This is a genomic window from Sphingomonas sp. (genome assembly GCF_042091075.1).
Lineage (GTDB): Bacteria > Pseudomonadota > Alphaproteobacteria > Sphingomonadales > Sphingomonadaceae > Sphingomonas.
Genome location: NZ_JBELIE010000067.1, coordinates 1 through 16,048 on the forward strand (window position 1 = coordinate 1; position 16,048 = coordinate 16,048).

Annotated in this window: 21 protein-coding genes; 7 read left to right on the forward strand and 14 right to left on the reverse strand. The window is 67.0% G+C overall.

Annotation, left to right across the window (positions count from 1 at the left end; all coding sequences use genetic code 11):
* Positions 1-182: 182 nt before the first annotated feature.
* Positions 183-1,781 carry a putative bifunctional diguanylate cyclase/phosphodiesterase gene (locus tag ACFDSW_RS08540; RefSeq protein ID WP_375249864.1) on the forward strand — a complete coding sequence of 533 codons (1,599 nt, stop codon included), beginning with the start codon at positions 183-185 and terminating at the stop codon, positions 1,779-1,781.
* Here ACFDSW_RS08540 and dapE read toward each other — a convergent pair.
* The 8 genes from dapE to ACFDSW_RS08580 form a co-directional block, all read right to left on the reverse strand.
* Positions 1,756-2,883, reverse strand: coding sequence for a succinyl-diaminopimelate desuccinylase (gene dapE, locus ACFDSW_RS08545; RefSeq protein ID WP_375249865.1), 1,128 nt, complete (start codon positions 2,881-2,883; stop codon positions 1,756-1,758). The two genes, ACFDSW_RS08540 and dapE, sit on opposite strands and share 26 nt — an antisense overlap.
* On the reverse strand, positions 2,880-3,554 hold the full coding sequence (locus ACFDSW_RS08550; protein WP_375249866.1) for a glutathione S-transferase family protein: 675 nt from the start codon (positions 3,552-3,554) through the stop codon (positions 2,880-2,882). Before ACFDSW_RS08550 ends, dapE begins: the two co-directional genes overlap by 4 nt.
* 83 nt (positions 3,555-3,637) lie before the next feature.
* Complete coding sequence (gene yihA / locus ACFDSW_RS08555) at positions 3,638-4,288, reverse strand: ribosome biogenesis GTP-binding protein YihA/YsxC (protein WP_375249867.1); 651 nt, start codon at positions 4,286-4,288, stop codon at positions 3,638-3,640.
* The gene (yidC, locus tag ACFDSW_RS08560) at positions 4,285-5,988 is read right to left on the reverse strand and encodes a membrane protein insertase YidC (RefSeq protein ID WP_375249868.1); all 1,704 of its coding nucleotides are present in this window, start codon (positions 5,986-5,988) and stop codon (positions 4,285-4,287) included. Before yidC ends, yihA begins: the two co-directional genes overlap by 4 nt.
* Before the next feature lie 19 nt (positions 5,989-6,007).
* Positions 6,008-6,220: a membrane protein insertion efficiency factor YidD gene (yidD, locus tag ACFDSW_RS08565; protein ID WP_375249869.1), complete on the reverse strand. Its 213-nt coding sequence runs from the start codon at positions 6,218-6,220 to the stop codon at positions 6,008-6,010.
* The gene (gene rnpA / locus ACFDSW_RS08570) at positions 6,217-6,534 is read right to left on the reverse strand and encodes a ribonuclease P protein component (RefSeq protein WP_375249870.1); all 318 of its coding nucleotides are present in this window, start codon (positions 6,532-6,534) and stop codon (positions 6,217-6,219) included. Before rnpA ends, yidD begins: the two co-directional genes overlap by 4 nt.
* Before the next feature lie 32 nt (positions 6,535-6,566).
* Positions 6,567-6,701, reverse strand: coding sequence for a 50S ribosomal protein L34 (gene rpmH / locus ACFDSW_RS08575; RefSeq protein ID WP_028056723.1), 135 nt, complete (start codon positions 6,699-6,701; stop codon positions 6,567-6,569).
* Positions 6,702-6,786: 85 nt separating this feature from the next.
* A complete protein-coding gene (locus ACFDSW_RS08580) occupies positions 6,787-7,059 on the reverse strand; it encodes a hypothetical protein (protein WP_375249871.1) in 273 nt (90 codons plus the stop codon).
* A gap of 141 nt (positions 7,060-7,200) precedes the next feature.
* On the opposite strand from ACFDSW_RS08580, the gene ACFDSW_RS08585 reads away from it, so the two are divergent.
* Positions 7,201-8,709: a YifB family Mg chelatase-like AAA ATPase gene (locus tag ACFDSW_RS08585; protein ID WP_375249872.1), complete on the forward strand. Its 1,509-nt coding sequence runs from the start codon at positions 7,201-7,203 to the stop codon at positions 8,707-8,709.
* A gap of 18 nt (positions 8,710-8,727) precedes the next feature.
* Here the strand turns inward: ACFDSW_RS08585 and ACFDSW_RS08590 are convergent, their stop codons facing one another.
* Complete coding sequence (locus ACFDSW_RS08590; RefSeq protein ID WP_375249873.1) at positions 8,728-9,630, reverse strand: hydrogen peroxide-inducible genes activator; 903 nt, start codon at positions 9,628-9,630, stop codon at positions 8,728-8,730.
* Between the two features lie 144 nt (positions 9,631-9,774).
* Between ACFDSW_RS08590 and ACFDSW_RS08595 the strand changes: the two genes are divergently transcribed.
* Complete coding sequence (locus ACFDSW_RS08595; protein ID WP_375249874.1) at positions 9,775-10,320, forward strand: peroxiredoxin; 546 nt, start codon at positions 9,775-9,777, stop codon at positions 10,318-10,320.
* A gap of 112 nt (positions 10,321-10,432) precedes the next feature.
* On the forward strand, positions 10,433-10,954 hold the full coding sequence (locus tag ACFDSW_RS08600) for a carboxymuconolactone decarboxylase family protein (protein WP_375249875.1): 522 nt from the start codon (positions 10,433-10,435) through the stop codon (positions 10,952-10,954).
* A gap of 59 nt (positions 10,955-11,013) precedes the next feature.
* On the opposite strand, the gene ACFDSW_RS08605 is transcribed toward ACFDSW_RS08600, so the two are convergent.
* A complete protein-coding gene (locus tag ACFDSW_RS08605) occupies positions 11,014-11,784 on the reverse strand; it encodes a sulfite exporter TauE/SafE family protein (protein ID WP_375249882.1) in 771 nt (256 codons plus the stop codon).
* Between the two features lie 202 nt (positions 11,785-11,986).
* Between ACFDSW_RS08605 and epsC the strand changes: the two genes are divergently transcribed.
* Positions 11,987-12,673, forward strand: a complete 687-nt coding sequence (epsC, locus tag ACFDSW_RS08610) for a serine O-acetyltransferase EpsC (protein WP_375249883.1) — start codon at positions 11,987-11,989, stop codon at positions 12,671-12,673.
* Positions 12,673-13,017 carry a DUF2794 domain-containing protein gene (locus ACFDSW_RS08615; protein ID WP_375249876.1) on the forward strand — a complete coding sequence of 115 codons (345 nt, stop codon included), beginning with the start codon at positions 12,673-12,675 and terminating at the stop codon, positions 13,015-13,017. Before epsC ends, ACFDSW_RS08615 begins: the two co-directional genes overlap by 1 nt.
* 93 nt (positions 13,018-13,110) lie before the next feature.
* Here ACFDSW_RS08615 and ACFDSW_RS08620 read toward each other — a convergent pair whose 3' ends face one another.
* Positions 13,111-13,872: a hypothetical protein gene (locus ACFDSW_RS08620; RefSeq protein WP_375249877.1), complete on the reverse strand. Its 762-nt coding sequence runs from the start codon at positions 13,870-13,872 to the stop codon at positions 13,111-13,113.
* An 84-nt stretch (positions 13,873-13,956) separates the two neighbouring features.
* Here ACFDSW_RS08620 and ACFDSW_RS08625 point away from each other — a divergent pair, with 84 nt between their 5' ends.
* Positions 13,957-14,178 (forward strand): hypothetical protein, encoded by a 222-nt coding sequence (locus ACFDSW_RS08625; protein ID WP_375249878.1) that lies wholly within the window; start codon positions 13,957-13,959, stop codon positions 14,176-14,178.
* Between the two features lie 64 nt (positions 14,179-14,242).
* Here the strand turns inward: ACFDSW_RS08625 and ACFDSW_RS08630 are convergent, their stop codons facing one another.
* From ACFDSW_RS08630 to ACFDSW_RS08640, 3 genes are all read right to left on the reverse strand, one after another.
* Complete coding sequence (locus ACFDSW_RS08630) at positions 14,243-14,809, reverse strand: glycine zipper 2TM domain-containing protein (RefSeq protein ID WP_375249879.1); 567 nt, start codon at positions 14,807-14,809, stop codon at positions 14,243-14,245.
* 115 nt (positions 14,810-14,924) lie between these two features.
* Positions 14,925-15,353: an OsmC family protein gene (locus ACFDSW_RS08635; protein ID WP_375249880.1), complete on the reverse strand. Its 429-nt coding sequence runs from the start codon at positions 15,351-15,353 to the stop codon at positions 14,925-14,927.
* A gap of 115 nt (positions 15,354-15,468) precedes the next feature.
* Positions 15,469-15,777: a glycine zipper 2TM domain-containing protein gene (locus ACFDSW_RS08640; protein ID WP_375249881.1), complete on the reverse strand. Its 309-nt coding sequence runs from the start codon at positions 15,775-15,777 to the stop codon at positions 15,469-15,471.
* Between the last annotated feature and the right edge of the window lie 271 nt (positions 15,778-16,048).

Sequence of the window (16,048 nt, forward strand, 5' to 3'; positions counted from 1 at the left end):
GGCGCACACCCGCGGCACGGCGGCACGGGTGCGCTTTATATCGTCCTGCGCCGCCAGCGGACGACGAGTTCTTAACCCTTCCCCGCGTAGGGACGCTGATCCACGGCTCCGAGGGGAAGCGCTTGTTGATGACGTCCGACATGCAATCAAAGCGTGCGGCTGTCCTTGCGCTGATCTGTGGCGTGCCCCTGATCGCGGGCGCGCTGATCCTGTTCGTGCCCGATGATATGGCGGTGCACCTGTTGCTGCTGCTCTTTCCCTGCGCGGCGATCGCCTGGGGCGCGGCGGCGCATCGCCTCGCCCAGATCGACGAAGGGGTTGAGGGGGCCATCGCACAGCTGAATGCCGCCGAAGCTGGCGATCTGGAGGCGCGCATGGCGCCGGCGACTCGGCGGGTCACGCCGGAACTCGGGCAGGCGATCGAACGCCTGTTCGCCCGCCTTCGCCACGATCTGTCGCGCTCTGAACAGCGCGCCGCCTGCGATCCGGTAACGGGGCTCGCCAGCCGGGCGCATTTCCGGATGAGCGCCGAGCGCCTGATCGATCAGGCCCCGGCGGAGATGAGCGCGGCGCTGTTCTTCGTCGATCTCGATCGCTTCAAGGCGATCAACGACAGCCGTGGCCACGCCTGTGGTGACAAGGTGCTGGCGAAAGTGGCGGAGCGGCTTCGGGTCGTTGCCGCGATCGGCGCTGGAAAGGACGCGCTGATCGGCCGGCTGGCGGGGGACGAATTCACGCTGCTGTGTCCGCACCTTGACGACCCGGCGCGGGTGCAGGCGATCGGCGAGTCGATCGTCGCGACGCTCGGCGCGCCGTTCGCGATCGACGGCGCGTCGATTTCGGTCGGCGCCTCGGTCGGTATCGCGCTGCGCCCGCAGCACGGCACCACGCTGCAGGAACTGATGGCGGCCGCGGATGCCGCGATGTACCAGTCGAAGGCGAGTGGTCGCGCGCGCGTGTCCCGCTACGACGCCCAACTGGCGGCGGAATTGACCGATCGCGAGAAACTGGATCAGGATCTGCGAACGGCGGTACGCCGACAGGAATTCGCGCTGGTGTTCCAGCCGCAGGTGTCGTTGTGTGACGGTCGACTGCTGGTCAGCGAGGCGCTGCTGCGCTGGCGTCACCCGACGCTGGGCGTGCGCCCGGCGGCGGAATTCCTGTCGCGCGCCGAGCTTACCGGGCAGATGGTCGCGATCGGGGAGTGGGTGCTGACCGCCGCCGCCAACACCGCCGCGCGCTGGCATCGCGAAGGCCATATTGGCCGGCTGGCGCTCAACATCGGGCAGCAGCAGATCGAGGATGTCGCCTTCTTCGACCGGCTCGGCAAGGTCTTCGCCCGCAGCGGGGCGCCGCTTGACCGGCTGGAGCTGGAGCTTCCCGAGGGGGTGGCGATGCGCTGCCCGGCACCCGCGCTCGCACGGCTCGAGGAACTGCGCGAGGCGGGGGTGTGCATCACCATCGACGATTTCGGCGCGGGCGATTCGAACGTCCAGCGGCTGCGCGCGTTGCCGGTCGACCGGATCAAGCTGGACCCCGTCCTGATCCACGAGATCGCCCGCGACAGCGGCGCGCGCACGATCCTTCAGGCCCTGGTCGGGCTGGTGCACGGGCTTGGGTGCGAGGCGGTGGCGGAGGGTGTCGAATCCGACGCGCAGGTCGACGTGCTGCGCGTGATCGGCTGCGACGCGGTGCAGGGTTATGCGATCGCGCGCCCGATGGACGATGCCATGCTGCAGGAATGGCTGGGTATGTTCAGCGCTCGAGCGCGCGCCGGATGATCCCGGCATAGATCGTCACCAGCCGTTCGAGATCGTCGATCGCCACGGCTTCGTCGCCCTTGTGCATCGTCGCATTGCACAGGCCGAATTCCACCACCGGGCATACGGCGCGCAGGAACCGTGCGTCGGAGGTGCCGCCGGTGGTCGACAGTTCGGGCACCAGCCCGGTCGCATCCTCGATCGCGGCGGATACCAGCGCGGACAGGTCGCCGGGCATCGTCAGAAACGCCTCGCCCGAGATACGCGGCGTGACGATCGCCTCCGGCGCATGCTGGTGGACGATCGCGGTGACCCGATCGGCGAGATCCTGGCCGCTGTGCCGATCATTGAAGCGGATGCTCAGCCGCGCGGTCGCGCGCGCCGGGATGACGTTCGTCGCCGGATTGCCGGTGTGGATGTCGGTGATTTCCAGGTTGGATGGCTGAAACCACGTGCTGCCGTCGTCCAGGACCAGCGCGTCGAGCGCCGCCAGCGCGGCGACGAGGCGTGGCACCGGATTGTCGGCCAGGTGCGGATATGCGACGTGCCCCGGTCGCCCCGGCACGTCGATCCAGATGTTGACCGATCCGCGCCGCCCGATCTTCATCATGTCGCCCAGCCGGTTCACCGACGTCGGTTCGCCGACGATGCAGGCGTCTGGGACGATCCCGCGATCGCCCATCCGGTCGATCAGGGCGACGGTGCCGAACGTCGCGGGACCTTCCTCGTCCCCGGTGATGATCAGCGTGAGGCGCCCCGCCGTCGGCGCGACCCGCGCGACCGCGGCGACGAAGGCGGCGACGGCCCCCTTCATGTCGACCGCGCCGCGCCCGAACAGCATATCGCCCCGGATCGCCGGGGTGAACGCGCCATCGGTCCAGCCATCGCCGGCGGGGACGACATCAAGGTGGCCGGCGAAGGCGAGATGCGGCCCGGCGCCATCGCCGCGCGTGGCGAGCAGATTTTCGACCGGCCCATCCGGCGCCTCGCCCGTGACGAAGCGATCGACGGCGAAGCCGAGCGGCAGCAGCGCCCGTTCCAGCACGTCGAACACCGCGCCACGCGCCGGGGTGACGCTTTCCGCCGCGATCAGGTCGCTGGCGAGCCGGACGACGTCGCTCATGCGCCGGCGGCGGGCGCGGGTTGCTCGAACTTCTCGATCACCCATTCCTCCGCCTGGGCGGCGGCGATCCAGTCCTGCAGGAACGGATGGCCGAGCACCGCCCTGATATAAGCGGTGGCGAAGCGCGGCGCCGGCAGCGAATAGGTGACGATACGGGTGCAGACGGGCGCGAACATGATGTCGACGGCGTTGAAGTCTCCGAACAGGAAGTCGCCGTCCCCGCCGAAGCGCGCCCGCGCCTGCGCCCACAGCTCGAAGATCCGCGACAGGTCTGCGGCGACGTCCTCGTCCGGCGCAACCGGGGGATATAGCTGACGGATGTTCATGCTGTGCTTGCGGCGCAGCGCGACGAAGCTGGAATGCATCTCCGCCGCCATCGATCGTGCCATCGCCCGAGCCGCATCCCCGGCGGGCCAGAAGCGATCGCGCCCGACCTTGTCGGCAAGATAGTCGACAATCGCCAGACTGTCCCACACCACCGCGTCATCATCCCACAGGATCGGCACCTTGCCGGACGAGGGTGCGAACTCCGCCCCCTCGCGACGGCGATCCCAGGCATCGTCGTACAGCGGGACGACGACCTCTTCGAACAGCAGCCCCGATTGCCGACAGGCGAGCCAGCCGCGCAGCGACCAGGAGGAATAGGCCTTGTTGCCGATGATGAGCTTCATGCGCCGTGGTTAGGCGGCATTGCCGCGAGGAGCAATGACAAGGGTACCGCCGATCCCGGCGCGTCGCGCCGGATCGGCGGGCCTTATCCGATCGCTTCCAGCACCGCCGCGCGCAATTCGGGGATGCCCATGCCCAGTTCGCTGGATGTCGCGATGATGTCCGGATGCGCGGCGGGATGCTTGCGTGCCTCCTCCGCGGTCGCATGCGTCACCGCGGCGAGATCGGTTGCCTTGATCTTGTCAGCCTTCGTCAGGACGAGGCGATAGCTGACCGCCGCCTTGTCCAGCATCGCCAGCACCTCGCGATCGACGTCCTTGATGCCGTGGCGGCTGTCGATCAGGACCAGCGCCCGTTTCAACGCCTGGCGCCCGCGCAGATAGTCGTTCACCAGGAAACGCCATTTCTTGACCATGTCCTTGGGTGCCTTGGCGAAGCCGTAGCCGGGCATGTCAACCAGCCGGAACGCCAGCGGCGCGCCGACATCGAAGAAATTGAGTTCCTGCGTCCGTCCCGGTGTCACCGATGTACGCGCCAGTGCCTTGCGACCCGCCAGCGCGTTGAGCAGCGAGGATTTGCCGACATTCGATCGCCCGGCGAAAGCCACCTCCGGCGCATCGGGCGCCGGCAGGAATTGCAGCGCGGGGGCGGATTTCAGGAAGTCGATCCGCCCCGCGAACAGCTTGCGCGCGGCTTCGATCCGCTCGTCATCGAATAATGGCTCGGGGTCGCTCACTTCGCTGCCGCTTGCTGCAATTGCGGGTGACGGCTGTAGAGGAACTTCTGCTGCGCGATCGAGATGCAGTTGGTGGTGATCCAGTAGATCTGCAGGCCCACCGCGAACGGCGCCATCACGAACATCAGCACCCAAGGCAGGATCGCAAACACCTGCTTCTGCGCATCGTCCATCGGGGCCGGGTTGAGCCGGAACTGGAAGAACATCGAAATGCCCAGCAGGACCGGGAACACGCCGATCGCCAGCATGTGCGGCACCTGATACGGAAGATAGCCGAACAGGTTGAGGATCGTTGCGGGATCGGGTGCGGACAAATCCTTGATCCACAGCGCGAATGGCTGGTGACGCATTTCGATCGTCAGCATCAGCGCCTTATACAGCGCGTAGAAGATCGGGATCTGGATCAAGGTCGGCAGACAGCCCGCCAGCGGATTGACCTTCTCCGCCTTGTACAGCGCCATGATCTCCTGCTGCTGGCGCTGCTTGTCGTCCTTGTGACGCTCCTGGATCGCCTTCATCTTGGGCTGCAACGCCCGCATCGCCGCCATGCTGGCGAATTGCCGCTGCGCGATCGGAAATACCAGCGCGCGGATCGTCAGCGTCAGGATGATGATCGCGACGCCGAAATTGCCGATCAGCCGGAACAGCCAGTCCAGATAGTAGAAGATCGGCTTTTCGACGAGCCGGAACCAGCCCCAGTCGATCGCATAGTCCAGCTTCACCACCGCGCCGGTGTCGGTGTAGCGATCCAGCAGCTTCACTTCCTTCGCGCCCGCGAACATCTTCGCGGTCTGCGTCACCGATCGGCCGGGGGGCAGCAACTGCGCGGCGCTCGTGAAATCGGCCTGATAGGCGTTGTTCGCGCCGGCGCGGAACTGGCCATCGAAGGCGCGGCTCTGATCGGGAACGAGCGCCGCCAGCCAGTATTTGTCAGTGAAGCCCAGCCAGCCGCCCGTCGTGGTGAAGCGGGCAGTGGCCTTGTCCAGATCCTTGAAATTGGGGTTGTAATGCGCCGCCCCGTTATTGACCGACATGGGCCCGGTGTGGATCGTCCAGCTATCCGGGTCCTTCGACACGCCGACGCGGTTGACGAGGCCATAGGCGGATACCGGCACCGCGCCGCGACCGGCGTTGGCGACGGTCTGCTTGACGGTGAACAGATAGTCGTTGTCGACCGCGATCTCGATCGCGAACCGCTGACCCTGCGCATTGGCGGCGGTCAGCGTGACCGGGCGTCCGGGCGACAGCACCGGCGCGGAAGCGGTCCATATTGCGTCGGCGGCGGGCGGCGAAAGGCCGGAGTCGCGCCAGCCGAACGCCGCGAAATAGGCATCGGGCGCCCCCGCAGGGGAGAACAGCCGGATCGGCGGTGAATCCTTAGCGACGCTTTCGTTGTAACGCGTCAGCACGAGATCGTCGATGCGCGCGCCCTTCAGGTTGATCGATCCCTTCAGCGCGGGCGTATCGATGCGGACGCGCGGGGTTTCGGCCAGCACCTGTTGCCGGTTGCGGATCGCAGCCGGGGCATCGGCGGTGGGATCGGCACCGGGGTTGGCGACGGGCTTGTTCTTGCCGTTCACCATCTTCGTCGCGGGCGGGTTCGCCGTCGGGAAGAAGCGGCTCTGGATCAGCGGCCAGCCGAACAGGATCAGCGCCGCGATCACCGCGAACAGCACGAAATTCTTGCTCTCGTCCTTCACATGGACCCCAGTTCAGTTTTCACGGGACCGGATCGTGACCGTGCCCGCCCCATGGATGGCAGCGCGCGATACGGCGTACCGCCAGCCAGCTTCCTTTCGCCGCGCCATAGCGGCGAAGTGCCTCGATTGCATAGGCGGAACATGATGGCTGGAACCGACACGAAGGCGGCAGCACCAGCGACGGCCCCCATTGCCACAGCCGCGCCAGCAGGATCAGCGCGCGGGCGATCATCGCTTCGCCTTCGCCAGTGCCTTGCCCAGATCAACGACGAGCGCCGCCCAGTCGCGCTCCAGCGCGGCGCCGCGCCCGATCAGCACATGATCGGCGCCGCCGACCCCCTGCACCGGCAGGATCTCCCGCGCCAGCGCGCGGAATCGCCGCTTGATGCGGTTACGCACCACCGCGTTGCCAACCTTCTTGGTCACGGTGATGCCGATCCGCATCGTCGGGTCACCATCGTGGCGCTGGCGCACCAACAGCACGAAGCCGGGCATCGGAGACCGACGCCCGGCATTCGCGGCCAGATAATCCGATCGCCTGGTCATCCGGCCGATCACGGCCGGAGGGCGCGGGGGCGTTACGCCGACAGCTTCTTGCGACCGCGCGCGCGACGCGCCCGGATCACCGCACGGCCGCCGACCGTCGCCATCCGCGCGCGGAAGCCGTGACGGCGGGCGCGCACCAGATTGCTCGGCTGAAAGGTCCGCTTCATCGTTCATATCCCGAATTCGAATGTCAAAGGGCCGCCACACGGACGGCCCGAAAGACAGCGCGCTTAGGCAAGATGCGCGCCGAAGTCAACGTGGCGGATGCGCCGGCCGGGGCGATGCCGCAAGGCGATCGCGGGCGCGACGGCGTAGTGCGCTGCGCCGTCGCATCGCCAGATCCGCGACTCGCCCGACGCGCGGCCAGCGACGTTTGGCACGCGCGAACCGCACCCGTGCGCGACGCGAGTTGCGCAACACCAGCACCAGCCCCGCCGCGAAGACCAGCGTGCCCGCCGGCCCCGGCAGCGGCGCCACCAGCGGTGCCGCGATCATCAGCAATGCACCCGAAGCGAGTTGTATCATACGCGACAGGGGGTGCCGTTGGGCCATAGGGTTCCTGTGCAGCGGGGGTGTGGCATCGGTAAGGCAGTGGCGCATGCCGCCGCCGGGCTGAACACGCGCTGACGCCGGGGGCAGCGGGAAGGGGCGCGGGAAGGCAAGACGATGGTCGCGATCGTTTCGACCGTTGCCTATCTGGGGCTGGAGGCACGCGCGGTCGACGTGCAGGTGCAACTGATCCCGGGCGTTCCAGCGTTCAACATCGTCGGCCTGGCGGACAAGGCGGTCGGCGAGAGCCGTGAGCGTGTCCGTGGCGCGATCGCGGGCATGGGGCTGGCGCTGCCGCCGAAACGAATCGCGGTTAATCTGTCGCCGGCCGATCTGCCCAAGGAGGGATCGCATTTCGATCTGCCGATCGCGCTGGCGTTGCTGGCGGCGATGGGGGTGGTCGATGCCGAGGGGCTGGCGGACTATGTCGTCGTCGGTGAATTGGGGCTCGACGGGCGGCTGGCACCCTCGCCGGGCGTGCTGCTGGCTGCGCTTCACGCCGCCGAATCCGGGCGGGCGCTGATCTGCCCCGCCGCATCGGGCAGCGAGGCGGCGTGGAGCGGTGCGAGCGCGGTGGTCGCCGCGCCAGACCTGCTGGGGCTGCTCAACCATCTGAAGGGGCAGGGGCTGCTCGCCGCGCCGCGCCCCGGCGAGGTGATCGAGACGCGCGGCGGCCCCGATCTGCGGCAGGTGCGCGGGCAGGAAAGCGCCAAACGCGCGCTGGAGATCGCCGCCGCCGGGGCGCACAACCTGCTGATGATCGGTCCGCCGGGCGCGGGCAAATCCCTGATGGCGGCGTGCCTGCCCGGCATCCTGCCGCCGCTCGATCCCGCCGAGGCACTGGAAGTATCGATGGTGCAATCGGTCGCGGGCACGCTGCCGGGGGGCACGCTGACCCGCACGCGGCCATTCCGCGCCCCGCATCATTCCGCCAGCATGGCCGCGCTGACCGGCGGTGGTTTGCGCGTCAAACCGGGCGAGGTCAGCCTCGCGCATCTCGGCGTGCTGTTCCTCGACGAACTGCCGGAATTCCAGCGGGCGGTGCTCGATTCGCTGCGCCAGCCGCTGGAGACGGGCACGATCAGCGTCGCGCGCGCCAATGCGCACGTCACCTTTCCGGCGCGGGTGCAATTGGTGGCGGCGATGAACCCGTGCCGCTGCGGGCATCTGGGGGACGCCGGACTGGCCTGCGCGCGGGCGCCGAAATGCGCCGCGGATTATCAGGCGAAGGTCTCCGGGCCATTGCTCGACCGGATCGATCTGCATGTCGAGGTGGCGGCGGTCGGCGCGGCTGACCTGTCGCTACCCCCGGCGGCGGAAGGTTCGGCGGAGGTGGCCGCACGAGTGGCCGCCGCCCGCGCACTCCAGTCGGCCCGGCTGGAGGGGGAGGGCGCGCGCACCAACGCCGCGCTGGAGGGGGATATGCTCGATCGCTTCGCTACCCCGGATGAGGCGGGCCGCCTGCTGCTCAGCCAGGCGGCGACCGCGATGCGGCTGACCGCGCGCGGCTATACCCGCGTCCTGCGGGTGGCGCGAACGATCGCCGATCTGGCGGGCGTGGAGACGGTCGGCCGCCTTCATGTCGCCGAGGCGCTCAGCTATCGCCGGCGGGCGCCGGTCAACTGAAGGGCGCGATCCGCTCGCTCACCCCGCCGCTTTCAATACCTCGCCCAGCAGCTGGAAATCGCGCTCGCGCGGGGAGGCGCGGCGCCAGACAAGGGCCAGCGTCCGGCTGGGATGCGCGGCATCCAGCGGACGCGCGGCGACGGTGGTATGGTCGAGGATGCCGGCGTCCAGCGCGATCTGCGGCAGCATCGTCACGCCGAGGCCATTGTCGACCATCTGCACCATCGTATGCAGCGACGTGCCGAGCATCGTCGCCTCGGCGCGCAATTCGGCGCGATTGCAGGCAGCAAGCGCATGGTCCTTCAGGCAATGCCCGTCCTCCAGCAGCAACAACCGTGTCTCGTCAATCTCGTCCGGGCTGACCGGCGCGGCGATCGACGCCATCTCTCCGGCCGGAAAGGCGAGGAACAGATGATCCTCGAACAGCTTCATCGACGCCACTTCGCCACAGGCATAGGGCAGCGCCAGCAGCACGCAGTCTGTGCGGCCATTGTGCAACGCCTCGCAGGCAGGGCCACTCGGTTCCTCGCGCAGGAACAGCTTCAGGTCGGGATAGTCGCGCCGCAGCCGGGGCAGGATACGCGGCAGCAGGAACGGCGCGATCGTGGGGATCACGCTCATCCGCATCTCGCCCGACAGCGGGCGACCGGCGGCGCGCGCCATGTCGCCCAGTTCCTCCGCCTCGCGCAGCACGATCCGCGCCTTGGCGGCGATCTGTTCGCCCAGCGGGGTGAAGCGGACCACCCGGCGCGTGCGCTCCACCAATGTCACGCCGATCAGCGTTTCCAGCTCGCGAAGCCCGGCCGAAAGGGTCGACTGGGTGACGAAACACGCCTCCGCCGCACGACCGAAATGACCGTGATCCTTGAGCGCGACCAGATATTGCAGTTGTTTCAACGTCGGAAGATAGGTCGCCGCCATTCATCGCCTCGATCGATCAAGCGCTTCGTGATAGTCGATTGGCTCGATCAGCAGAACCCCCTATATCGATGGCGTAACGAGAGTCGGGATACCGACCGCGCGGAGAGGATGGCTGGAAACACCATTTCCAACAGGAGCCATTCGATGCTGACCATCGGCGATACCTTTCCGACCCTCACCATTCCGGTGCAGCAGGGCACCGACGCGCTGCCGGCGGGTGAGACACTGGACCTGACCACCGCCTATCCGGGCAAGTGGAAGGTGCTGTTCTACTGGCCGAAAGACTTCACCTTCGTGTGCCCGACCGAGATCGTCGGCTACAGCCAGATCAAGGGTGACTTCGAGGATCGCGACGCGGTGCTGATCGGCGCTTCCACCGATACCGCGCACGTCCATCTGGCGTGGCGCAAGTCGGACCCGGATCTGGCGGCGGCGGACTTCCCGTGGCTGGCCGACAATGGCGCGAGGCTCGCCGACGCGCTGGGCATCCTCGATCGCAACGAGCATGTCGCGTTCCGCGCCACCTTCATCGTCGATCCGGACAACATCATCCAGGCGGTGCAGGTCAATGGGCTGAACGTCGGCCGCAACCCGCAGGAAACGCTGCGCGTGCTCGACGCGCTGCAGACCGACGAGCTGTGCCCGTGCAACTGGAACAAGGGCGACGACGTGCTGAAGGTCGCTGCCTGAATATGCCGCGGGGTGGGGGGATACCCTCCGCCCCGCCACCCCGACGGCCCGCCACGCTGTTGAACGGTCCGTCGGGGCGACCTGCTTCCAGACGAGAGATACAAGAGGGACAATGGCGCTCAAGGAATTCGCGGGCACCTTGCCCGATTTTGCCAAGGACATCCGGCTCAATGTCGGGTCGCTGCTCAACGAGGCGGTGCTGAACGACCAGCGCAAATACGGCCTGTTGCTCGCCTGTGCGCACGGCACCGGCTATAAGCCGCTGGTCGAGGCGACCGAGGCGGAAGTCGCCGGCAAGCTGTCGAGCGAGGCGGCCCAGGCGGCGCGCGCGGCGGCGGCGGTGATGGCGATGAACAACGTCTATTATCGTTTCACGCACCTCGCTTCCAACGAGGAGTATCGCAACATGCCGGCGAAGCTGCGCATGAACGTGATCGGCGCGCCGGGGATCGACAAGGCCGACTTCGAACTGTTCAGCCTTGCGGTCAGCGCGATGAACGGGTGCGGCATGTGCATCGACAGCCATGAGCAGGTGCTCAAGAAGGCCGGGGTCACCGCCGAGGTGATCCAGGCGGGCGCGCGGGTCGCGGCCGTGATGAAGGCGGTCGCGACGATCCACGCCGCGGCGGCCTGATCCTGTCGTCGCGCCCGTTTCCGTCATCGCCGCGTTGCCGGGGATGACGGCCGGGCGCCCTACATCAGCACCGCGCGGATGAACCCGAATGTGCTGGTGATCGTCAGCACCACGCCGACCATCACCAGCATCGTCTTGGTCGGAATACGCTTGGCGAGATACGCGCCCAATGGCGCGGCCAGCATGCCCCCGATCAGCAGACCGACGGTAGCGGTCGCGAAGTCCCGTATCCCCAGGTGCCAGATGAAGGCGGCGGAAACGATCGTGGTCAGGAAGAACTCCACCGAGTTCACGGTGCCCACCACCTTGCGCGGTTCCACCCCCTGCACCAGCAGGTTCGAGGTGACGATCGGGCCCCAGCCACCACCACCGGCCGCATCCATGAACCCCCCGATCAGACCGAGCGGTTCGACGACGCGCGGCTTTTGCGCCTTGGGCGGAAAAAGCAGCCCGCGGATCAGCAGGTACAGCCCGATCGCGATCAGATAGGCGAGCACGAACGGCTTTACCGTGGCGCCGTCGATGCTGGTCAGCACATAAGCGCCCGCTACCCCGCCGATCACGCCCGGCAGGAGCAGGCGCACGAACAAACGCCCGTCGATATTGCCATGGAGCGCGTGGCTGATCCCCGATACCGCGGTGGTGAAGGTTTCGACGATATGGACGTTGGCGGAGGCGCGCGCGGGTGGCAGGCCGATCACCGCGACCAGCAAGGTATTGCAGATGACGCCGAACGCCATGCCGAGCGCCCCATCGACCAACTGCGCCCCGAACCCTACCGCGATGAAGGGCAGGAGGGCGTTCAGATCAAGGTCGGCAAGCGACGGCATCATGTTCTCCGGTCGGCGGACAATCCCGCCACACTAGGATCTTCGCCAAAAACCTACAATGAAGGTAGGAAATTCGCATTGGACGGCAGAAAGCGCAGCTTATGGAAAGTCGCGCGCGTCATGCCTAAATGCTGTCGGCGCGGCATGGCACATGCGGCGTCAACAAAGCCTGATCGTCAGGAATATGCACAGGGAATCCCGCATGGGGCAACTGACCGACTATCTCGATTCGATCCGCGCGCGCGATCCGGCGCCGCATTCGCGGTGGGAAATCCTGACCTATCCGGGCGTGTGGGCGCTCGGCTGGCATCGGATCGCGCATCGGCTGTATAAGGCGCGCTGGTTCCTCGCCGCGCGGGTCGTGAATCATTTCTCCCGCTTCATGACCGCGATCGATATTCATCCCGGTGCGACGATCGGGCGCAATTTCTTCATCGACCATGGCTTCGTGGTGATCGGCGAGACCGCCGAGATTGGCGACGACGTCACCATCTATCAATGCGTGACGTTGGGCGGGACCAGCCCGGACAATGGCGTCGCGGGCAAGCGGCACCCCACGATCGCGGATGGCGCGATCATCGGTTCGGGCGCGCAGGTGCTGGGGCCGATCCTTATCGGCCCGCGCGCGCGCGTCGGGGCGAACGCCGTGGTGACGAAGGACGTGCCAGCGGGCGCGGTGATGGTCGGCATTCCGGCGCGCCCGACGATGGTGGAGGGCGGCGCCGCCCCCGAGCCGCGCTTCGTTCCCTATGGAACGCCGTGCAGCGACATGTTCGACCCGCAGACGCAGAAGATCGAACTGCTGCGATGCGAGCTGGAGACGATGCGCAAGCGCCTTGACGCCTTGCTGGAGGAAACTCCGTTTGAGCAGGAGCGTGACCGCGCCTGATGGGGACGGTCACCCCCTTTCCGAAGGGCGGCCAGCGCCCGTCGCAGATCGGCTTCGACCGTGCGGAACTGACACGGATCCTCGATATTTATGGCCGGATGGTCGCCGCCGGGCACTGGCGCGATTATGCGATCGAGCTGGGCCGCGAAGCGGCGGTGTTCGCGGCGTTCCGGCGCACTGCGGAGCGGCCGGAATTTCGCATCGAAAAGCATCCGGCGCTGCGGCAGCGGCAGGGCATGTGGGCGCTGGTGGGCGAGGCGGGGCAGGTGATCAAGCGCGGGCACGAACTGGGCCCGGTGCTCGCGCCGCTGGAACGCCGGCTGCTGAAACTGGTCGAGGAGTAAGGCGGGGCGCGGCCTGACGCGCGGCAAGGCGTCGATGGGCGCTATTTTCGTCATCGAGCACCCCGGCGGTCGGCCGGTGCGCCTTGAGCAGGTTTAGTGCGCGTCGACCATCAGGTCGACGTCGGTTCCGCCGGCTGCATGTGGTCGCATCATGGCCAGGAAGGCACCACCCCCCGTCTTCGTTCCCGCCAGCACATGTTCGACGCCCTCGGCCTGGTGTTGCGCGTCGAACCCCGCCGCTGTGGTGCGGGTATAGTAGAAGTCGAGCAGTCGCTGCATCGGTTGCGCGCTGACGAAACTGACGACCCGCAGCGCGCAGCCATCGCCGTCAGCGCCGGCGGCCTCCGCGACCCGGGCATCGGGAAACAGCGGTGTCGCGGCCGGCAGGCGATTGGCCCAGCCGGCGGAATAGGTGACCCGCGCCGCGCATTGGCCCGTCGCGCCGCCCTGCGCCTGCGCCAGCGCACCCAAGGTCAGCGCCCGGCGTGCAATCGCGCACTGGCGGCAGCTACCGGCGGCGGCGGGCGGGGCGGGGCGCAGCTTCTCTCCGGCGAGCGGATCGCTTTTCATCGCCGCGACCGCGACGCCATCGGGCGGCATCGCGCCCGAGAGCGGCGCCGTCGGCGGCCGCACGACATCGTCGTTCGCCTGCTGCACCAGCGCGGGATCGACCATGATCTGATCGCGCAACGCAGCCGTGAGCGCCGGATCGCCCGCACTGGCGGCGGTGTTGCCGATCAGCGCGGCATCGACAGCGGCGACCTGCGCCGCCTGATCGTTGGCGGGATCACCGTCGCGCGCGCAGGCCGGCAGCGCAAGCGGCAGGGCGATCAGCAGGGGAAGCAGGTGTCGCATCGCGCAACGCTGCGCCACGCCCGGTTAAGGAAGCTTTCGTGTATTGATCTTGTAAGACACCCGGCGATCAGCCATATAACGCATATGCTGAACATCATTTCGATCATGATCGGCCTTGTCGCACTGGTGCTGGGCATCGTGCCGTTCCTGCCGTTCCTCGCCTGGGGCTATTGGTTCGTGATCCCGATTGCAGTGATCGGCGCCGCGATCGGTGCTCTGTCGTCGCACAATGGCGGCCGCAATCTCAACCTTATCCTCATCCTGATCTTCGGGCTACGCCTGATGCTGGGCGGTGGGTTGATCTGATCCCGAAAAAAAGGGGCCCCGGCGCATGCCGGAGCCCCCTTGGATCTTCGGGTCGTACCGCGTTTTAGCGACAGACCACCTGACCGCGATCGATCGACTGGCCGAGCAGCGCGCCACCGCCCGCGCCGATCAGCGTGCCGAGCAGGCGCGATCCGCCGCCCGCGATCACATTGCCCAGCGCACCGCCGGCAAGACCGCCGACGATCAGGCCCGTCGTCCCGTCCGAGCGACGGCAATAGTAACGGCCGTTCGAGCCACGATAGATGCGATCGTTCCGCGTCAGCCGGCGGGACTGGTAATAGCGCCCGTCACGATAATAACGGTCCGCGTAATAGGTCCGCTGGCCCGGCTCGAACCGGTTGTAATCATAGCGATTGTAGCGGCGCCAATCGCGGATCTCCTGGTTCCGGTCGCGGCGCGCGTCGCGCACATCGTCTCGATATTCGCGCCGGGCATCGCGCACGTCGCGGCGGGAATCGGCATCGCGCAGATCCTCGCGATATTCGCGGCGGGCGTCACGCACGTCGTCCCGATATTCGCGATTGGCCTGGCGCGGGTCCTGCGCCATCGCGGTGGCCGGGATCGCCGTCAGCGTCGTCGCGGCGAGCACCGCGGTCAAAACGAAACGCATCACATTCTCCTTTCAGGAAATCGATGTTTGTCAAACGAGGCGATGGCGATCCGGGTTGCGTGAATGGAAAACTACCGCCCGTTCATATGCGGGACAGTCGACGGCGCGCCGATCATCACTGCGACAATTGATGAGTCAGGGAAATTTCGGCATTCATCAGCTTCGATACCGGACATCCGCTCTTTGCCTCTTGGGCGATACGCTCGAACTCGTCGGGTTGAATGCCCGGAATCTTGGCATGCAGATCCAGCTTCGAGGAAGTGATCGCAAAGCCGTCCCCCTGCTGCTCGACGGTGACCTTGGCGGTCGTCTCGAGCGTGCCGTCGTTATACCCCGCCTTGGCAAGCGCGAAGCTGAGCGCCATCGTGAAGCAACTGGCATGCGCCGCCGCGATCAATTCCTCGGGATTGGTGCCGGGGCCGTCCTCGAAGCGCGTGTTGAAGCCGTACTTCTGCTCGCTGATCACGCCCGACTGGGTCGATACCCAGCCCTTGCCGTCCTTGCCGAAACCTTCGTAGCGCGCCGATCCGCTGCGGGTGGGCATGAGACTTTCTCCTTCGATCCATCAAAAAGGCGCGGCCCGCGTGATGCGGACCGCGCCTTGTGAACGCTGATCAGGCCGAAAGGCTCAAACCGGCCGGATCATTCGTCCCAGTCGATCAGCGACAGCGATTGCGGCTGCTGCTGCGCTCGATCTCGCGCCCGGCCAGCGCGCCGCCGACGCCGCCGATCACGGTGCCCAGCGTGCGATCGCCACGCGTATCGATGGTGCGGCCCAGCAAGCCGCCCGCCACCGCGCCGACCACCAGGCCGGTGGTGCCGTCGGGCTTGCGGCAACGCAGCCGACCGTCATTACCGCGCCACTCACGATATTTGTAACGGCGCTGCGCGTCGGCATTCACCGTGGTGGCCACCAAAGACGGCGCGACCATCGCGGAGGCGCCCAGGATCAGCATCAATTTACGCATCACTTATCTCCCGCATGATTCATGTTGGTGTCGAAACGTCACGAAGTTTAGCGCGGTTGCATGAACCTGAAACAACGCATCGTTCACTTTCCATGCGGCGGCCATTCCGTCCCGGAACGAGGCACATTCCGCACCTGATCCATTGCGGGAGAGGCGGAGTGACCAGGCAATCAATCGACGAACAGCGGCGCGCGCTTCTCCATGTTCGCGCGCACCGACTCGACCTGGTTGGGCGAGCCCATCAGCGCGATCTGTTCCCTGCTTTCCGCCA